General features: G+C 61.9%; 16 protein-coding genes. 6 read left to right on the top strand and 10 right to left on the bottom strand.

Features of this window, described 5'->3' with window-relative positions; all coding sequences use genetic code 11:
* Together R8L07_04200 and R8L07_04205 are read right to left on the bottom strand one after the other, a co-directional pair.
* Nucleotides 1-1,497, bottom strand: coding sequence for an NAD-dependent succinate-semialdehyde dehydrogenase (locus R8L07_04200; GenBank protein ID MDW3204723.1), 1,497 nt, complete (start codon nt 1,495-1,497; stop codon nt 1-3).
* Nucleotides 1,498-1,610: 113 nt separating this feature from the next.
* A complete protein-coding gene (locus R8L07_04205; protein MDW3204724.1) occupies nt 1,611-2,114 on the bottom strand; it encodes an Lrp/AsnC family transcriptional regulator in 504 nt (167 codons plus the stop codon).
* A 136-nt stretch (nt 2,115-2,250) separates the two neighbouring features.
* On the opposite strand from R8L07_04205, the gene doeA reads away from it, so the two are divergent.
* The 3 genes from doeA (at nt 2,251) to R8L07_04220 (ending at nt 4,356) form a co-directional block, all read left to right on the top strand.
* Complete coding sequence (gene doeA, locus R8L07_04210) at nt 2,251-3,435, top strand: ectoine hydrolase DoeA (GenBank protein MDW3204725.1); 1,185 nt, start codon at nt 2,251-2,253, stop codon at nt 3,433-3,435.
* A gap of 42 nt (nt 3,436-3,477) precedes the next feature.
* Nucleotides 3,478-3,786, top strand: a complete 309-nt coding sequence (locus R8L07_04215; GenBank protein MDW3204726.1) for an MmcQ/YjbR family DNA-binding protein — start codon at nt 3,478-3,480, stop codon at nt 3,784-3,786.
* 177 nt (nt 3,787-3,963) lie between these two features.
* Nucleotides 3,964-4,356, top strand: coding sequence for a hypothetical protein (locus R8L07_04220; GenBank protein MDW3204727.1), 393 nt, complete (start codon nt 3,964-3,966; stop codon nt 4,354-4,356).
* A gap of 38 nt (nt 4,357-4,394) precedes the next feature.
* Here the strand turns inward: R8L07_04220 and R8L07_04225 are convergent, their stop codons facing one another.
* Entirely contained in the window at nt 4,395-4,646 is a 252-nt protein-coding gene (locus R8L07_04225; protein ID MDW3204728.1) for a hypothetical protein, read from the bottom strand.
* 172 nt (nt 4,647-4,818) lie between these two features.
* Complete coding sequence (locus R8L07_04230; GenBank protein MDW3204729.1) at nt 4,819-5,781, bottom strand: LysR substrate-binding domain-containing protein; 963 nt, start codon at nt 5,779-5,781, stop codon at nt 4,819-4,821.
* A 111-nt stretch (nt 5,782-5,892) separates the two neighbouring features.
* On the opposite strand from R8L07_04230, the gene R8L07_04235 reads away from it, so the two are divergent.
* Complete coding sequence (locus R8L07_04235; GenBank protein ID MDW3204730.1) at nt 5,893-6,492, top strand: short chain dehydrogenase; 600 nt, start codon at nt 5,893-5,895, stop codon at nt 6,490-6,492.
* Nucleotides 6,493-6,566: 74 nt separating this feature from the next.
* On the opposite strand, the gene R8L07_04240 is transcribed toward R8L07_04235, so the two are convergent.
* From R8L07_04240 to R8L07_04260, 5 genes are read right to left on the bottom strand one after another with little or no spacing between them, the layout of a single operon-like run.
* Entirely contained in the window at nt 6,567-6,983 is a 417-nt protein-coding gene (locus R8L07_04240; protein ID MDW3204731.1) for a F0F1 ATP synthase subunit epsilon, read from the bottom strand.
* A 42-nt stretch (nt 6,984-7,025) separates the two neighbouring features.
* On the bottom strand, nt 7,026-8,444 hold the full coding sequence (gene atpD / locus R8L07_04245; protein ID MDW3204732.1) for a F0F1 ATP synthase subunit beta: 1,419 nt from the start codon (nt 8,442-8,444) through the stop codon (nt 7,026-7,028).
* Nucleotides 8,445-8,474: 30 nt separating this feature from the next.
* A complete protein-coding gene (locus tag R8L07_04250; GenBank protein ID MDW3204733.1) occupies nt 8,475-9,368 on the bottom strand; it encodes a F0F1 ATP synthase subunit gamma in 894 nt (297 codons plus the stop codon).
* A gap of 55 nt (nt 9,369-9,423) precedes the next feature.
* A complete protein-coding gene (gene atpA, locus R8L07_04255) occupies nt 9,424-10,953 on the bottom strand; it encodes a F0F1 ATP synthase subunit alpha (GenBank protein ID MDW3204734.1) in 1,530 nt (509 codons plus the stop codon).
* 3 nt (nt 10,954-10,956) lie between these two features.
* A complete protein-coding gene (locus tag R8L07_04260; GenBank protein ID MDW3204735.1) occupies nt 10,957-11,511 on the bottom strand; it encodes a F0F1 ATP synthase subunit delta in 555 nt (184 codons plus the stop codon).
* A 311-nt stretch (nt 11,512-11,822) separates the two neighbouring features.
* Between R8L07_04260 and R8L07_04265 the strand changes: the two genes are divergently transcribed.
* Complete coding sequence (locus tag R8L07_04265; GenBank protein ID MDW3204736.1) at nt 11,823-13,016, top strand: MFS transporter; 1,194 nt, start codon at nt 11,823-11,825, stop codon at nt 13,014-13,016.
* Here R8L07_04265 and R8L07_04270 read toward each other — a convergent pair.
* Nucleotides 13,013-14,065 carry a cupin domain-containing protein gene (locus tag R8L07_04270; GenBank protein ID MDW3204737.1) on the bottom strand — a complete coding sequence of 351 codons (1,053 nt, stop codon included), beginning with the start codon at nt 14,063-14,065 and terminating at the stop codon, nt 13,013-13,015. The two genes, R8L07_04265 and R8L07_04270, sit on opposite strands and share 4 nt — an antisense overlap.
* A 132-nt stretch (nt 14,066-14,197) precedes the next feature.
* Between R8L07_04270 and R8L07_04275 the strand changes: the two genes are divergently transcribed.
* Nucleotides 14,198-15,979 (top strand): ABC transporter transmembrane domain-containing protein, encoded by a 1,782-nt coding sequence (locus tag R8L07_04275; GenBank protein MDW3204738.1) that lies wholly within the window; start codon nt 14,198-14,200, stop codon nt 15,977-15,979.
* Nucleotide 15,980: the final 1 nt, after the last annotated feature.

Consider the following 15,980-nt stretch of genomic DNA (forward strand, 5'->3'; position numbering starts at 1 on the left):
TTACTCCACTAGGGTGAGGTCGCCGTAGTCGCGACAAACGTATTTCACATCGGTGAAGGCTTCCATGCCCTGACGCGCACCTTCGCGGCCCAGACCGGATTGCTTCATACCGCCGAACGGGATCGGCGCGCCGGTCACCTTGGTCCGATTGACCGCCACCATGCCATACTGCAGCCCCCGGCTGAGCCGGAAGATGCGGCGCGGGTCGATCGTATGGACATAGGCGATCAGCCCGTATTCGGTGTCGTTGGCCCGGGCCAGCACTTCGCCTTCGGTTTCGAAGGATGTGATCGCGGCAACCGGCCCGAATGTCTCCTCTCGGAAGATCTTCGCATCGGGCGGCACATCGGCCAGAACGGTCGGCTCGAAATAGAGCGGCCCCAGATCGTCCCGCGCTTTCCCCCCGGTCAGGATTCGCGCCCCCTTCTCCGTGGCGTCGGCGACATGTTCGACCTGTTTGGCAACGGCATTCGCATTCATCAGCGGGCCGATATCCGGATCATCCATACCATAGCCGATGCGCAGGTCGGCGGTACGCGCGGCAAAGCGCTCACAAAAGGCGTCATAGACGCCGCGTTGCACATAGATGCGGTTGGCGCCAAGGCAATCCTGGCCGGAGGTCGCGAATTTCGCGGCCATCGCGCTGTCCACAGCAATATCCAGATCGGCGTCATCGAACACCACAAAGGGCGCATGTCCGCCCAGTTCCAGGACCAGGCGCTTCACGGTCTGCGCGCTGCGCTCATACAGCAGGCGACCGATTTCCGTCGACCCGGTAAAGGACAGGGCGCGGACGCGGGTATCGTCGGTCCACGGACGGACCACGGTTTCCGGATCGCCTGTGACGACGTTGAACACACCGTCGGGAACACCGGCGCGCCGCGCGGTTTCGGCCAGTGCCAGGGCGGAGAAAGGTGTTTCCTTCGATGGATGGACGACAACGGTGCAGCCCGCCGCCATCGCCGCCGTCGCCTTGCGGGTGATCATCGCGCAGGGGAAGTTCCAGGGGGTGATAAGGGCGGCCACGCCGACCGGCTCCCGCCACAGTTCCACCTCGGCATCGGGCAGGTGGGACGTCACGCCTTCGATATTCGGACGTTTGGTTTCCTCGGCGTAAAACTCCATGAAGGAAGCGGCATAATCGATTTCGCCGCGTGCCTCGGAAATCGGCTTCCCCTGTTCCAGGACCATGATCCGGGCCAGATCTTCCTTGGCATCGCGCACCGCCTCGAACCAGCGGCGCAGGATCGCCGCGCGGTCCTGGGGCAGCATCACCGACCAGGACGGGAAGGCACGCTGTGCCGCGTCCACGGCGCTGCGGCTCTCCTCACCGGACATCGACGGAACGCTGCCGATCGAATTCCCGTTGCCGGGATCGGTGACGGAAATTCTGCCGCCCGAAGCCGCATCCTGCCAGGCGCCTGCGATAAAGCAGTCTGCCTTGAACAAGGACGGATCGGACAGGCTCTCGCGCGGAGAGACGGGCTCCTGCGTCATGACGCACCTCTTGAATTGTCGGGGTCGCATTGCGAACTGACCGAAACTGTAGCCGCTCTTGCGGCGAAGAACTTACCGATCCGCCGCGACGACCACGAGGATTCTTCGAAAGTTCAGCCGACCCGCCGAGGATTCCTCGGCAGCACGGATTCGACCCGGGCCAGTGGGACCGGCCCATGCTTGATGGATTTGGTTACCACATAGGTATAGTAACGGCGCACACCAAGTTCCGCGCTCAGGATCTCGTCCACAAGGGTCTGATAGGCCTTGATATCGCTGGTCACGATACGCAACAAATAGTCGATTCCACCGCCGACGGCCCAACAGTCGACGACCTCTGGAATTTCATGGATTCCATCTTCGAAAACCCTGAAATCCTGGGCCTTGTGACTATCGAGCTCGACCGACATCATGACCTCGGCCGCACCACCCAGAAGTTGTGGATTGAGGCGTGCTTCATACCCCGTAATCAGCCCCGCCCGCTCCAGTCGCTGAAGGCGTTCCCAGCAGGCCGTGGGGGACAGGTGAACACGCTCCGCCAGGGCCGCTTTCGTGATGCGTCCATCGGCCTGAAGCACGGTCAGAATTTTAAGATCCCGGTCGTCCAATGCGATCATGTGCACTCCCCAACGGCGCATCATGGCCGCCGCCCAGCCTCTTGTCACGCATCGGCGGCATATGCAATCTGCCTCGCGCCGAAGTAGTTCCTTCGCGCATCCCTGCAGGTTGCCATTCGTCTTTGAGGAGTTTGCGATGCCCGCTGCCGATCTGCCGTTCACCATTGAGGAATATGCCGACCGTCTCGCCAAGGTGCGGGCGTCCATGGAGGAGAAGGGCATCGAACTTCTCTACATCACCGACCCGTCGAACATGGCCTGGCTCACCGGCTATGACGGCTGGTCGTTCTATGTCCATCAGGGGGTGATCGTGCCGCCGGACGGTCTGCCCCTGTGGTGGGGCCGGGGCCAGGATGGCAACGGCGCGGTCCGCACCGTCTACATGCCCGACGAATGCGTCCTGCCTTATCCCGACATTTATGTGCAGTCGACCGAGCGCCACCCGATGGACCACCTGTCGGACAAGTTCAAGGACCGTGGCTGGGACAAGCTGCGCATCGGGGTGGAGATGGACAATTACTATTTCTCCGCCGCCGCCTATGCCTCGCTGCAGACCAACCTGCCCAACGCGACCTTCACCGACGCGACCGGTCTGGTGAACTGGCAGCGGGGTGTCAAATCCGCAACAGAGATCGACTACATGCGCAAGGCCGCGACCATTGTCGGCCGGATGCACACGATGATCGCGCAGCGGATGGAACCGGGCGTGCGGAAATGCGATATCGTCGCCGACATCTTCAAGACCGGCATCGCAGGAACGGAGGAATTCGGCGGCGACTATCCCGCCATTGTGCCGTTGCTGCCGACCGGGCCGCATGCCGCCGCGCCGCACCTGACCTGGGACGATCAGCCGATGCAGTCCGGCGCCGGCACGTTTTTCGAGATTGCGGGCTGCTACAAGCGCTATCACGCGCCGCTCAGCCGCACCGTCTTCCTGGGTGAGCCGCCGCAATACATGCTGGATGCCGAAAAGGCGCTGCTGGCCGGGCTGGAAGCCGGGATCGATGCCGCCCGTGCCGGCAACCGCGCCTGTGACGTCGCCATCGCACTGGCCGACGAGTTGATGAAGGGCAAGATCGAACGCTCCGCCCGCTGCGGTTATCCGATCGGTCTGTCCTACCCGCCCGATTGGGGCGAGCGCACCATCAGCTTCCGCGAAACCGACCAGACCGAACTGAAACCCGGCATGACCTTCCATTTCATGCCCGGCCTGTGGATGGAAAACTGGGGCCTGGAAATCACCGAAAGCATCCTGATCCGGGATTCCGGCCCCGCCGAATGCCTGACCAACCATCCGCGCGAGATGCTGGTGAAGCGGTAGACCGTGGACGCCCCGGAAACCCAAAAACTTCGGGAAATCTGTTTGGACCTCCCCGAAGCCAGCGAGAAACTGGCTTGGGGAAATCCGACCTTCCGGGTTCGCGACAAGATTTTCGCGATGGAGAAGCGCGGCGATGGTCGCGCCTCCGTATGGTGCAAGGCCCCGCCGGGCAGCCAGGACGTTCTGGTTTCCGCCGATCCGGAACGGTTCTTCGTCCCTCCCTATGTCGGCCACAAGGGTTGGGTTGGAATGCGCTTGGACGAGGATCCCAACTGGTCGGAAGTGGCGGCCATTGTTCGACGAAGCTACCGGTTGATCGCACCGAAACGATTGGCCTCACGCGTTGACTGACTGGAGGTCCGTCGTCGGGAGACCAGAAAACCGTCAATTTACTCGTTTTAGTTAGGTGGGGTATCTTGCACAATTGGTCAATGTTACGGAATAATGCAGCATTGGGTTTTCTCATCAGAAATCAATATAATGTTTGGGGCATTCTTATAGGACAATGAGGCCCTCCATACGGATCTCATGGATACACAGGATTTTGAAAGCATAATCAGAATCGGCGTCACCGCGATTGCGGTGATGGGATTTGCCCAAATCATGAGAAAATTTTATTGGTTCTACCTTGTTTTATTTCTTTTTCCAGCCATAGCTTCTTTATTTATTGCTTTAATTGTTAATTTTTACTTCATTCTTATTTTTCTGGAGATGCCCGCTTTTGACTTGGTGACAGAGCAAAATATCAACTCATTTCTCGCTAAGGAGCACCCCAAAACCGCTGCCATCTCGCTCTGTGCCGTAAGTTGGTTATTCTGTATGGTGGCTTCGACCCCAAGCATATTGCTAGTTCGAAAAATTCGAAAAAAAGGAAGAGTAGTTCGGCCAATTAACTTCAAAATAGAAGATTTTTTCAAATAGAAATTTCAATTGTTATTAGATATAAGTTCAGAACACCATCAGATCAACTCAAATTGTTTCCGTTCCTGCCTCAGCGGAAACCCAAACTTCCGGTCGCGTTCCCAGCTGAACTGGATCGGGCTTTCGTAACCGACGGCAAAGGCGATTTCGGCGACGGGGCGGGTTGTGACGATCAGGTGCCTGCGGGCTTCCAGCAGGCGCAGGTCCTTTTCTGATTTTGCAGCGGGATCGTCGCGGTGACGGCCTTGAAATGGGTGTGGAAGCTGAACGGACTCGTCCTCACCGGACAACCGGACAATTTCGGCGGCGCAATGGCCGCGCTGCTGACCGGCGAGATGCAATGAATGACCGGCCAGCGGATCGAAGTGTCCGGCGGACAGAATCCTTAGGATCGCGCGGTGGCGCGTCCTTCACCCCGGCCCACTCCCTCCAGGGAGAGGGAGTTGCCGAAGCGCGGCCTGGTTATCCCTCTCCCCCAACGCGAGTGTGGCGCGTAGGGTCGGGTGAGGGTCCCCGCAGCAAAAGCTCCGGTGAAGCGCGGAACCAGTCGCGGATGAAGTCGACCAGCAGGCGGACGCGGCGGGGCAGGCGGCTTTCGCGGATGTAGACCAGATAAATCGGACTGGTCGGAGAGCGGTAATCCGGCAGCAGTTCCACCAGACGGCCCGCGGCAATCTCCGGTACCGCGAGGTAGCGCGGCAGCCTGGCCACCCCCTGCCCTGCCAGGGCCGCGGTCCGGATCAAGGGGAAATGGTTCAGGCTGAGCGCGGCGTCCACGGCGACGGAGAAGGCACTTTCGCCCTGAAAGTAGGTCCAGCGTCCGTCCGGACAGGAATGGTGATTGACCAGACAGGCATGGCCGCGCAGATCGTCTGGCGCCCGGACCGGTGTGTCGTTTCGGCCGGTCAGATAGGACGGCGCGGCGCAGGTCACCTCCGAATACTCGCCAAGCGGTATCGCAACCTGATCCGGATCGTCCGACAGTCCCGCCCGTATCGCGATATCCGCCTCTGCCTTCTTCAGGTCGCGATACCGATTGTCCAGTTCCAGCCGGATCCGCACATCGGGATAGCGGGCCCGAAAGGCCGCGGCGATATCGGTCAGAAACATTTCGCCGAATGAGACAGGGACCGTGATCCCGACCGGCCCGGCCGGCAGCGCCGCCAGGGCCTCGACCGCGTCAAAAGCCTCTTCCTGGGCGGTCAGGACCTGTCGTCCATGGGCGAGCATGACCTCCCCCGCCCGGGTCAGGCTCATGCTGCGGGTGGAGCGATGCAGAAGCTGCGCCGAAACAGCCTCTTCAAGGCGGCTGACATGTTGGCTGAGGCGCGCCTTCGAGACACCGGCCGCCCGTGCCGCAGCCGAGAACCCGCCATGTTCCACGACCAGAGCGAAGCTGCGCATTTCACTGAGGAGGTTTGGCATTGTTCGTGTTTCCGAACGTTCTGTTCAATATCTGCATACTTATCAAAACAATCAGGGAGAGACCATATTGCGCTCACCACAAACCGAAAATCTCTACAAGGAAGCACGAACATGAAGATTCTCCTCGTCGGCGCCTCTGGCACCATTGGTCAGGCCGTCTCATCGGAACTGGGCGCCCGCCACGACATCATCACCGCCGGGCGGTCCAGCGGCGATGTCACCCTGGACATGACCGATACGAACAGCATTCGCGCAGCCTTCGAAAAAGTCGGCGCCGTCGATGCCGTCGTGTCGACAGCGGGCGGTGTAAAGTTCGGTGATTTCTGGGAAATGGAAGACGCGGATTACCGTATCGGCATCAATGACAAGCTGATGGGTCAGGTGAATCTGGTTCTGATCGGCCGGCACCACGTCGCCCCGAAAGCGTCCTTCACCCTGACAACCGGGATCCTGACCCGGGATCCGATCCGCTATGCCAGTTCCGCCTCCATGGTCAACGGCGCGATCGAGGCCTTCACCCGGGCCGCCGCAATCGAGTTCGGCAACGGCATGCGCATCAATACGGTCAGCCCCGGGGTGCTGGTCGAATCCATGGAAGGCTACGGCCCCTACTTTCGCGGTCATGAGCCCGTGCCGGGTGCCCGCGCGGCGCTGGGATACGCCAAGAGCGTTGAAGGTCTGCAGACCGGGCAAATTTTCGAGATTTTCTGACGCCGGATCCGGACCCAAATGTGAAACGGCCCGCCATATGGCGGGCCGTTCCGTACCTTCCAAATGGAAGTAACTTACTTGTAGGCCGGGCTCTGCGCCGCCTGGATCTTTGCTTCAGCAATCGCCAGGGCGAGTTCGGCCTTGGCCTTGTCGTCGTCATTTTTGGCGTGGCTGACGTCTTCGCTCAGATCCTTGGCTTCGGTCTGGGCCGCCGCAAGGTCGATTTTCTCGACCGGGATGGCGGTATCGGCCAGCACCGTGCAGCGTTCCTGCGTGACTTCGACAAAGCCACCGGCGACGAACAGACGTTCCTTCACCGAGTTGCCCTCGAAGATGCAGATCGTGCCCGGACGGATCGTGGCGATGACCGGCGCGTGACCGGGCAGAATACCCATATCCCCGTCGGCGGCCGGCAGGACCACCATGTCGACCTCACCGGAGAACAGAAGTTTCTCCGGGGAGACGAGTTCGAAGGCCACCTTATCCGACATAGTCTGACTCCTGCGTAAGAATTGGCGTTACGGCGCGGTCCATCAGGCCGCTTCGGCTGCCATCTTCTTCGCTTTTTCGATCGCTTCGTCGATGCCGCCGACCATGTAGAAGGCCGCTTCCGGCAGATCGTCATGCTTGCCGTCGACGATTTCCTCGAAGCCTTTGATCGTGTCTTCCAGTTCGACGAACTTGCCCGGAGAACCGGTGAAGACTTCGGCGACGTGGAACGGCTGCGACAGGAAGCGCTGGATCTTGCGCGCACGGGCGACGACCAGCTTGTCTTCTTCCGACAGCTCGTCCATGCCCAGGATCGCGATGATTTCCTGCAGGCCCTTGTACTGCTGCAGGGTTTCCTGCACGCGGCGCGCGACCTGGTAGTGACGGTCCCCCACCGTGGAGGCGTCCAGAATGCGCGAGGTCGAGTCGAGCGGATCCACCGCCGGGTAGATACCCAGCTCCGCGATGGAGCGCGACAGAACCGTCGTGGCGTCGAGGTGCGCGAAGGTCGTGGCCGGCGCCGGGTCGGTCAAGTCATCCGCCGGGACGTAAACGGCCTGCACCGAGGTGATCGAGCCCTTCTTGGTCGAGGTGATGCGTTCCTGCATCGCGCCCATGTCGGTACCCAGCGTCGGCTGATAACCCACCGCGGACGGGATACGACCCAGCAGGGCGGACACTTCGGAACCGGCCTGGGTGAAGCGGAAGATGTTGTCGACGAAGAACAGCACGTCCTGGCCTTCTTCATCGCGGAAATACTCGGCCTGGGTCAGACCGGTCAGGGCGACACGGGAACGGGCGCCGGGCGGCTCGTTCATCTGGCCGTAGACCAGCGCCACCTTGGAGTCGCCTTCCAGGTCGATAACCCCGGATTCGATCATTTCGTGATAGAGGTCGTTCCCTTCGCGGGTACGTTCACCGACGCCGGCGAACACGGAATAACCGCCGTGACCCTTCGCGATGTTGTTGATCAGCTCCATGATCAGCACGGTCTTGCCGACGCCGGCACCGCCGAACAGGCCGATCTTACCGCCCTTCGGATACGGGGTCAGCAGGTCGACAACCTTAATGCCGGTGACCAGCTGCTCGGTTTCCGTTGCCTGGTCGACATATTCCGGCGCCGGACGGTGAATCGGGTAGGTCGACTTGGTCTTGACCGGACCGCGCTCGTCCACCGGCTCGCCGATGACGTTCATGATGCGGCCCAGGGTCTCCGGACCGACCGGAACCTGAATGGCGTCGCCCGTGTCGACGACTTCCTGACCGCGAACCAGACCTTCTGTCGTGTCCATGGCGATCGTCCGGACGGTGTTTTCACCGAGGTGCTGCGCCACTTCGAGAACCAGCGTGCGGTCTTCGATCTTGGTGTGCAGGGAGTTCAGGATCGGCGGCAGGTCGCCGTCGAACTGAACGTCGACGACAGCGCCCAGAACCTGGGTAATCTTGCCGGTGGTGTTGCTCATCGCGGTTGCTCCTGTCTCGGACTTAATCTGTTAGAGCGCCTCGGCGCCCGAGATAATTTCGATCAGTTCTTTGGTAATCATGGCCTGGCGGGCGCGGTTGTAGGTGATGCTGAGCGAATTGATCATATCGCCCGCGTTCCGCGTCGCATTGTCCATGGCCGTCATCCGGGCGCCCTGTTCGGAGGCGAAGCTTTCCAGCATGCTGCGGAAGACCTGAACCGACAGGTTCTTGGGCAGCAGCGCCTTCAGGATTTCTTCCTCGTCGGGCTCGAACTCGTACTGCGCACCGCCCAGGTCGGACGCGTCCTCATCATCGTCGCTGCCCTCCTCGGAGCTGGCGAACGGAATGAGCTGCAGCGGCGTCACTTCCTGCGTCAGCGCGGAAATGAACTTGTTGTAGTACAGCGTGCAGACGTCGAACTCACCGGCCTCGAACATCTCGACGACCTTGGCGACGACGGCATCGGCCTGGTCGAAGGCCGGATACGGCTTCACCAGTTCCTCAAAACCGTGGACCAGCTTGTCGCGGTGTTCGCGGCGCAGCAGGGACACGCCCTTCCGGCCGATCGCGATCAGCTTCACCGTCTTGCCCTGGGCACTCAGCTGTTCGATGCGCTTTTTGACAGCGCGGATGATCGAGCCGTTGAACCCGCCGCAGAGGCCGCGGTCGGAGGACATGACGACGATCAGATGGGTCTGGTCGTCACCCGTGCCTGCCAGCAGCTTCGGCGCACTGTCGGAGGAGACGCCGGCGGCCAGCGACCCCAGCATCCGCTCCATCCGCTCGGCGTAGGGCCGGGCGGCTTCGGCCGCTTCCTGAGCGCGCTTCAGCTTCGCCGCCGCCACCATCTTCATCGCGGAAGTGATGCGGCGGGTCGACTGGACGCTCGAGATGCGGGTCTTTAGATCCTTGAGAGACGGCATGTCCTATCCCGATAGAAGCGTTTCGTTTCCGTTTGGGTCGTCAGACCTTCGCCGATCAGGCGAAGGTCTTCGCGAACCCGTCCAGGATGGACACGAGTGCCTTTTCCGTGTCCTCGTCCAGAACGCCGGTGTCGTCGATCTTGTCCAGCGTCGCCTTGTGCTCGGACCGGGCATGCTCCAGGAGCTTCGATTCGTAGCGGTTGACGTCGCCGACAGCGATCTTGTCGAGGTAGCCCTTGGTACCGGCATAGATCGACAGGACCTGTTCGGACACTTTCAGCGGCTGGTACTGCGGCTGCTTCAGCAGTTCGGTCAGGCGCGCACCGCGGGCCAGCAGACGCTGGGTCGAGGCATCGAGGTCCGACGCGAACTGGGCGAAGGCTTCCATCTCACGGTACTGGGCCAGTTCCAGCTTGATCGAGCCCGCAACCTTCTTCATCGCCTTCGTCTGGGCGGAAGAACCGACGCGGCTAACCGACAGACCGACGTTAATGGCCGGGCGGATACCCTTATAGAACAGGCTGGTTTCCAGGAAGATCTGACCGTCGGTAATCGAGATGACGTTCGTCGGAATATAGGCCGACACGTCGTTCGCCTGGGTTTCGATGACCGGCAATGCTGTCAGCGAGCCCGCACCATGGTCGTCATTCATCTTCGCGGCGCGTTCCAGCAGGCGCGAGTGGATGTAGAACACGTCACCCGGATAGGCTTCACGTCCCGGCGGGCGGCGCAGCAGCAGCGACATCTGGCGGTAGGCCGTGGCCTGCTTCGACAGATCGTCGTAGAAGATGACCGCGTGCATGCCGTTGTCGCGGAAGTACTCGCCCATGGCGCAACCGGTATACGGCGCCAGGAACTGCAGCGGCGCCGGATCGGACGCGGTCGCAGCGACGACAACGGTGTAATCCATGGCACCCATGTCCGTCAGGGTCTTCACGACTTGCGCGACGGTGGAGCGCTTCTGACCGATGGCGACGTAGATGCAGAAAAGCTTCTTCTTCTCGTCGTTGCCGGCATTGATCGGCTTCTGGTTCAGGATCGTGTCGACGATAACGGCGGTCTTGCCCGTCTGACGGTCACCGATGACCAGCTCACGCTGGCCGCGGCCGATCGGAACCAGCGCGTCGAGGGCCTTCAGACCGGTCTGCACCGGCTCATGCACCGACTTGCGCGGAATAATGCCCGGCGCCTTGACTTCAGCGAGGGCGCGGGTGTCCGATTCGATCGGCCCCTTGCCGTCGATCGGGTTGCCGAGACCGTCGACGACGCGACCGAGCAGACCCTTGCCGACCGGCACGTCAACGATGGTGCCCGTCCGCTTGACGGTATCGCCTTCCTTGATCTCACGGTCGGAGCCGAAAATCACGACACCGACATTGTCGGTTTCGAGGTTCAGCGCCATACCCTTGATGCCGCCGGGGAATTCGACCATCTCACCGGCCTGGACGTTGTCCAGCCCGTAGACGCGAGCGACCCCGTCACCGACGGAGATGACCTGCCCGACTTCCGCGACATCGGCTTCGGTGCCAAAATTCGCGATCTGGTCCTTCAGAATTGCGGAAATTTCCGCGGCCCGGAGTTCCATCTCTTAAGCTCCCTTCATCGCAAGCTTCAAGCGCTGCAGCTTGGTGGCGACCGACGTATCGATCATCCGGCTGCCGACTTTGACGATAAGACCGCCGATCAACGACGGATCCACTTTGTGCGAGACGGCAACCTTGCCGCCCACGGCTTTCTTGAGCGCCTCTTCGACCGCGGCGATCTGCGCATCACTGAGCGCCTTCGCGGAAGAGACTTCGGCGGTCACCTCGCCCCGGCGCGCGGCCAGTTCGGCGAGAAACGCCTTTGAGATCGCTTTCAGCGCGGACAGACGGCGGTTCGCCGCGACATGGCCCACAAATTTGCGGGTCAGGTCACCGGCGCCGGTCTTGTCGAGCACCGCCGCCATCGCCTTGCCTTGATCGGCACGGCTGATGACCGGACTGCGCACGAGACGCTGAAGATCTTCGGATTCGTCGAGCAGAGCACCGAGCGTACGGAGATCGTCCGCCACGGCGTCCAGTTGTTTGCCATCATCGGCCAGATCGAACAGCGCTTTCGCGTATCGATCGGCGATTTCGTTCACGCCACCTTTGGCTGCCACGGTTGGGAGACCCCTCGATATTAATCGTTGCCGTCCGTGTCGTCGATCCAAGGCCCGGAGACGACCGGGACATGGGTCCGTCAAAGTGCGCTGAAACCCGCCGATAACCGGCTTTTTCTTGCTGCAACGCCCCCCGAGGACGCGCGGGGTTTAGCATAAGGGTACGAAGGGTGCAACAAGACTCGGCCCCCGGCGATGTGGCGCATTGTGACGCATCATTACGGCCCGGTTTCAGAACCGAGTCGCAGGGTCTTTCCTTTCCCGCCCGCACGGGTCCAAACTGCATACTGAAATATCAGTGGGGAGGCTTCTTGGCGGGTTCCATGGACGCCGTCTGGCTGCGGCGGATCAAATCGCCCGGCGCCGAGACGATCGCAATTCTATTCGGGCTGGAGGCACTGGCGCGCGGCACGGCGTCCGCGGTGCTGCCGATCGATACTGTCCGCCTGCTCGGCTCGGATGAGGCGGTCAGCCTCTGTGTCCTGGCGGGATCCGCAGTTGCCATCCCCTCCGTCTTTGCGGCGCCGGCCCTGGCCCGCCGCTTCGGGCGGGCGACACTTCTGAGCCTGTCCTGCATCGGCGGCGGGCTTGCCGCCATCCTGTTCGCGCTCGATCTGGCTTCGGCCCAGGTGCTCGGCTTCATCCTGCGGGCACTCGGGGTGGCATTGGTCAGCGTCTGCCTGAACCTTTTCGTCATGGATTATGTCCGTCGCGGCGATCTCGGACGCTCGGAGCCGCTGCGCATGCTGTCGCTGGGAACCGGGTGGTTCGTCGGCCCGATGATCGGCGTGGCGCTATCCCAATATGTGTCCTCAGCGGCACCCTATTACTTCAGTGCCGCGGCCATGCTTGCGCTGATGCTGCTGTTCTGGGCATTGCGTTTCCGCTCGGCCCCTGGTGTGCGACCGACCACGAACAGAAAGTTTCGCAATCCCCTCGCCAGTCTGGGGGCGTTCATGCGCGATCGACGGCTATTGCATGCCTGGCTGAATGCCACCGGACGCGGATTCTTCTGGATGAGTTTCTTCATCTACACACCGATCTATGCGGTGAATACCGGGCTGGGCGAGTTCGCGGCCGGCGCCCTGCTGTCACTGGGCGCGGGCGGCATGATGGGCATGCCGCTCTGGGGCTGGCTGACGCGGCAGTTCGGGATCCGGCGAATCGCCATGCTGACCTTCGGCGCCGCAGCCGTCGGATGCCTGGGCGCCTGGGGTTTCTCCCACATGCCCTATCTGGGTGCCGCCGGCATTCTGGCAGCCGCGCTGGCCATGGCGGTCAATGACGGATACGGCAATGCGCTGTTCTTCCGGGCCTGCCGCCCCAGTCAGCGAACAGAAATGACCCCCGCCTTCACGACCTATCGCGACGTGGCGGAGATCGGACATGCTGCGATCTTCGCCGTCCTGCTCAGCCTGCTGCCGATCGAGATCGTCTATCTGGTTCTGGCCCTGATTCTGGCAGCCCTCTCGATTCTATCGCGCACCGTGCATCCCAGGCTCTAGAGCCGAACCTCGAGAAATTCGAACGGCGCGGAGGCATCGAGCGACACCGCCCGCCCGCCCGGAATCGCGACGGACGCCCCCGGGGACAGCGTCACAGGCTCTTCACCTTCAACCGACAGACTGCCCGCCCCCTCCAGCCCGAAGAGGAAATGAAACTCCGGCGCGCTCTTGATCGCCTCGGTCGAACCGGAGTCCCGGTGCACGACGCGGACATCCGCCAATCCGCCGGTTGCCGCAGAGATACCCAGGTCGCGACAGTCAAATCCCGCACCTTCCCAGGGGATCCAGTCGGCGCCTTCGGCCTGATGAAAAACAAAGCGCTGGCCGCCGAAATCCCGTTCCGGGCGCAGAAATTCGGTCGGGAGCGGCAGAATATGATCGACATGGGTCGGATGGTCTGCGGGACAGCCGATCTCAACCACTTCCAACCCGTCTGACGCTTCCAGCACGCGATGCCGAATCTCAGGGGGCTGCAATACGCAATCGCCCGCCTTCATGATGAACGGCTCCCCCTGATCCTCATAGACCAGTCGAACCCACCCCTTGTAACAGAAGATCATCTGGAACCGGACCTTGTGGAAATGAACGTAATCCGGCACCGGTCCGCCCGTAGGGATCCGGATATGGGAGGCGATGAAGCGCCCGCCCCAACGGTCGGGAATCAGGTCACGATACTGCATGCCTGCGCGCCCCTGTCCCCAGCCGTCCCGGCCCGGCGGCAGGGATACATGAAAGGACGGAACGCCGTCCGGAATGTCCGGCCACGGATCGACAGGACCAAAGTCGATCCGCGTTCCGTTCGGCGCCGTCAGCGATGCGCGGTCCGCCGGGCCAAGCAGGTGCAACCTGCCCGGATCGGCCTTGAGCCCCCGAACCAGCCGCAACCGGACGCCATACCCTGAAATCACCGCCACCGACGGATCATCGGCGGGATAGATCGTATGCAGCAGAAACCCCAACGTATCGGTGAAGAAGCCGGCCGTTTCCTGGACGTCGTCGCAGGGCAGGTCCATCTCGGCACTCAATATCTCTGGCAACGGGTCGCTCATCGCACCATGTCCTCTTAACGCTTTTCCCGGCGGACACACTATGCCATCCCGAGACAATTCCAAATCCGCCTTTCCTTACTTCACCGATGCACGTTACTGCACAGCCTACTCAATCTGAAACGGAGCAGGACATTGGCTAGACAAGGCGGGCCCGACCGACCCAAGGGTCGCGACATCCGATCGCTGCGCCGGGTATTGGCCTTTCTGGCGCCCTATCGCGGTCGGGTCGCGCTGGCGACCCTCGCGCTCATGGTTACCGCCGGCACCGTTCTGGCGCTCGGTCAGGGTTTGCGCGCCCTGGTCGACAGCGGTTTCGCGGATGGCGACCCCGCGGCTCTGGATAATGCATTGGCGCTGTTGATCGGTCTGTCGGTGCTGATGGCACTTGGCACCTATTGCCGCTTCTACCTTGTCACCTGGCTGGGCGAACGGGTTGTCGCCGATCTGCGCAACGCCGTCTTTGACCGTGTGCTGCGCATGGATCCCGGGTTTTTCGAAGTCACGAAGACCGGAGAGATTCTGTCCCGGCTGACCACCGACACGTCGCTGTTGCAATCCATCATCGGGTCCAGCGCGTCCATGGCCTTACGCAATCTGCTGATCATGATCGGCGGCATTGTGATGATGGCGGTGACCAACCCGAAGCTGACCGCCCTGGTGCTTCTGGTCGTGCCGGTGGTCGTGGTGCCCATCCTGGTGATCGGTCGGCGCGTTCGGAAACTGTCCCGCGCCAGCCAGGATCGGGTTGCCGATGTCGGTGCCTTCGCCGAGGAAAGCCTGAACGCGATCCGCACCGTCCAGGCCTTCACCCATGAGGCCCGCGACCGCAGCCGCTTCGGAGCTGAAGTCCGGGAGGCATTTGAAACGGCAATCCGTCGCACGAGACTGCGCGGTCTGCTGACCGCAACAGTCATCCTGCTGGTCTTCACGTCGATCGGCGTCATTCTCTGGGTCGGCGGGAACGACGTCCTTGCCGGCCGGATCACCGGCGGCGAACTGGCTGCCTTCGTGTTCTATGCCACGCTGGTCGCCTTCTCCGTCGGGATCATCTCGGAAGTCTATGGCGAGGTTCTGCGGGCGGCCGGCGCGACGGAACGCCTGATCGAACTTCTGGAAGCGGCACCGGCGATCCAGGCACCGCCCAGGCCAACCCCGCTTCCCGATCCGCCCGTCGGCAGGGTCAGTTTCGACGCGGTCTTTTTCCGCTATCCGTCCCGCCCCGACACCGCCGCCCTGGAGGATTTCACACTGACCGTGGAACCCGGCGAAACCGTCGCACTGGTCGGCCCGTCCGGTGCGGGAAAATCCACCGTCTTTCAGTTGCTTCTGCGTTTCTACGATCCGCATGCCGGGGCGATCCGTCTGGACGATGTCGATCTGGCCGACGCGGATCCCGCGCAAATCCGCGAGCGCATGGCGCTGGTCCCGCAGGATCCGGTGGTTTTCGGCACCTCCGGCCGGGAGAACATCCGTTACGGTCGTCCTGATGCCGACGATGCGGCGGTCGAGGCCGCCGCGCACGACGCCGCGGCCCATGAATTCCTGGAAGCCCTGCCGGAGGGATACGAGACATTCCTGGGCGAAAAGGGCACACGTCTGTCGGGTGGTCAGAAACAGCGCCTGTCGATCGCAAGGGCGATCCTGCGCAATCCGTTGGTACTGCTGCTGGACGAAGCGACCAGCGCGCTGGATTCCGAAAACGAACGTCTGGTTCAGGACGCACTGGAACGGCTGATGAAAGGACGGACGACGCTGATCATCGCCCACCGGCTGGCCACGGTCGTCAATGCCGATCGTATCGCGGTAATGGACCAGGGCCGGATCGTCGCCACCGGCACCCATGACGAATTGCTGAAGTCGAACCCGCTCTACGCCCGGCTGGCCGAATTGCAGTTCAGCCGACCGGGCAACTAGG

The organism is Alphaproteobacteria bacterium (assembly GCA_033344895.1).
GTDB lineage: Bacteria > Pseudomonadota > Alphaproteobacteria > UBA8366 > Aestuariispiraceae > Pacificispira.